At 53.0% G+C, this 2,353-nt stretch carries 3 protein-coding genes; 2 read left to right on the top strand and 1 reads right to left on the bottom strand.

What is annotated here, in order from left to right:
* The first annotated feature begins 122 nt into the window (after nucleotides 1-122).
* Together ACRC1E_RS11785 and ACRC1E_RS11780 are read left to right on the top strand one after the other, a co-directional pair.
* Nucleotides 123-1,094, top strand: coding sequence for a LysR family transcriptional regulator (locus ACRC1E_RS11785; RefSeq protein ID WP_438515285.1), 972 nt, complete (start codon nucleotides 123-125; stop codon nucleotides 1,092-1,094).
* Nucleotides 1,095-1,527: 433 nt separating this feature from the next.
* Nucleotides 1,528-1,773 carry a DUF2798 domain-containing protein gene (locus ACRC1E_RS11780; RefSeq protein WP_438515284.1) on the top strand — a complete coding sequence of 82 codons (246 nt, stop codon included), beginning with the start codon at nucleotides 1,528-1,530 and terminating at the stop codon, nucleotides 1,771-1,773.
* Between the two features lie 257 nt (nucleotides 1,774-2,030).
* Here the strand turns inward: ACRC1E_RS11780 and ACRC1E_RS11775 are convergent.
* On the bottom strand, nucleotides 2,031-2,353 hold a 323-nt coding region (locus tag ACRC1E_RS11775; protein WP_438515283.1), incomplete at its 5' end, for a pirin-like C-terminal cupin domain-containing protein.

The following is a 2,353-nucleotide window of genomic DNA, read 5'->3' as shown; positions in this document are numbered from 1 at the left end:
CCCGGGGATGAGGTTTTGAGCGTGGGCAGCATTGCCTACGATGAGTGAGGTGGCTGCGAGAAGGGCGAGTAGTTTGTTCATCAACATGTTCATTCCTTGGTGAAGAGGCTGTGGAATGAAGTATGGTTGCTCTATCTGGATCAATATATGCTGAAATAAGCATTTCAAGGTTGCATATATCGATCAATACAGGTGACTTAATGGATCGTTTCATTGCTATGCAGGTTTTTGTGGATGTTGTGGACTTAGGCAGTCTCACCGCAGCAGCAAGCAAGTTGGATATCTCGCGGGCGATGGCCACGCGCTATATCGCGTCGCTGGAAAAGTCACTTGGGGTTCGCCTGCTGCATCGTTCCAGCCGCAGCCTGGGTCTAACCAGTGCGGGCAACGATATCCTTCCGTACTGTCGTCAGGTATTGGCACTGACCGATGGCATGGTTTCAGCGGTAATGGACAAGAATGCCGAGCCACATGGCCTGATCCGTGTCGCGAGCAGTATTTCCTTTGGCCAATCCTATTTGGCCGAGGCTATGTTGCGCTATTTGGCGCAATACCCCAAAACTTCAGTCGAAATGGTGTTGGCTGATCGAGCGGTCAATCTTGTTGAAGAACGAATCGATCTGGCCATCCAGGTTGGCAAGGAGTTGGAGCCGGGGGTGATTGCGCGGCTGTTGACTCGTTGCCCTTCGGTGGTGTGTGCTGCCCCCAGCTACTTGGGGCGCAGGGGCACGCCACTTCAGCCCATTGATCTGATTCAGCACAATTGTCTGAACCATACGCGCCTCGGGAAAATATGGCGCTTCGGTCCGCCTTCAGGTGCTTCGGAAAATCCGAAGTTTGAGGAAGTATCGGTATCCGGCAACTTTGCGGGCAATGACACGATGGTGTTGCTATATGCCGCACTAGCAGGTGAAGGCATAGCCCATTTACCCGCTTTCACCACGGCGGCACACATTCGTTCAGGTGCTTTGTTGCAGTTGCTTCCAAGCTACAGTATGCCGGAACTCGGCGTTTATGCGCTTTATGCCTCGCGCAAACATTTGGCTGCAACTACACGCACTTTGGTGGATTTTTTGATTAAAGATCTGCGCTAATTTCTCACTCGACCATCAGCATGGGTACTGATTTAGCAGATGCACCATTTTCCTCATCACTTCTGCGCGAGAAACCCCGTCCTCTCAGGGTTGGGAGGAATAGCACGGCGGGGTGTGCCGCTCCAGAATATTTGGTCGAGTTTCGCTGTGGCCCTCGGCAGTAGTGCGTTCACCGTCAGGTGCTCAACAGTCACAAGCAGGCAAGGGCCCCACTGATCAGACATGACAGACGCTCTGGTTGACTTATAACGAGTAGTTGGGTATTTTCTCGGCCTGTCGAAAAGATTCTAGGCTGGTACGGTTATTCCGGCCCTCGTTATTTAACGAGATGCAGTTGCACTAATGCAAACCCACGGCACTAACCTGTAACCAGTCAGGGTGGTGCTTGCTTGTGTTTTTTTAGGCACCATCCCAACATCAATCGGATGGAACAATGCAAAAAACGCCAATTATCATCATCGCTCAATTCTTTATTTCTTTAATGATGGCATTTGCCATGACCGGCATTTTCAGCCTTCTCGATCTCGGATTTAGCCTCGCATGGCTGCACACATGGGCAACTCGTTTCATCGTTGCTTGGCCCATTGCTTTTTGCCTTTCGTTAGTGATCGGAAACCTGGGTTTTAAAATTGCGTTTAAGGTATCAAACCTGCTGAAGTTACAATCCGCAGATCAATGATGCGGATCACGTCCGTCTCGCGGTAAGTGGGTTTGCAAATGACACTATCTGCTACTCACACCGCAGGCTGGGTCAAGCCGTTCATCGCCTCCGTAACCATGAACTCACTATCTCGGTCTGTTAACATTCGCACTGGAAGGTGCGCTTTGGCGAACCGGCGGCACAGGCCTTGGGCGGGCCGCGGTGGCGCTGTCGCGCAAGACAACGAAACGTAGGAGCGGCTTCAGCCGCGAGCGCATTTCGCGTGCGAAGCCCCCTTATAGGGACTGCACTTCCCCCGTCTCAAACAAGCCGTCACGATAGTCCTGCAGGGTCTGCTGGATCTCGACGGAGGTATTCATCACAAAGGGGCCGTACTGCGCAATCGGCTCGTTTAAGGGCGCACCTGCCACCAGAATCACACGCGCATCCTGTGCCGCCTCAATCACCGCGCCATCCGCGCCATCATTAGCCAGAATCGCCATGAAGCGATCCGTCACGGCTTTACCTGCCACTGAAACCTCACCACGGTAGGTGTAAAGGAAGGCATTGTGTCCGGCCGGTATGGCCTGCTCGAAGCGCGTGCCGGCGGGTAGGTGCA

Source organism: Craterilacuibacter sp. (assembly GCF_051659485.1).
In the GTDB taxonomy this organism is placed as follows: Bacteria; Pseudomonadota; Gammaproteobacteria; order Burkholderiales; family Chromobacteriaceae; genus Craterilacuibacter.
The sequence above is the reverse complement of the archived record's forward strand: the minus strand, read 5'-3'. Positions and strand labels throughout refer to the sequence as shown.

Excerpts from the sequence above, each read along its gene's own strand:
- ACRC1E_RS11785 (WP_438515285.1), top strand. The coding sequence starts at position 123 with ATGGTTGCTCTATCTGGATCAATATATGCTGAAATAAGCATTTCAAGG.
- ACRC1E_RS11780 (WP_438515284.1), top strand. The coding sequence starts at position 1,528 with ATGCAAAAAACGCCAATTATCATCATCGCTCAATTCTTTATTTCTTTA.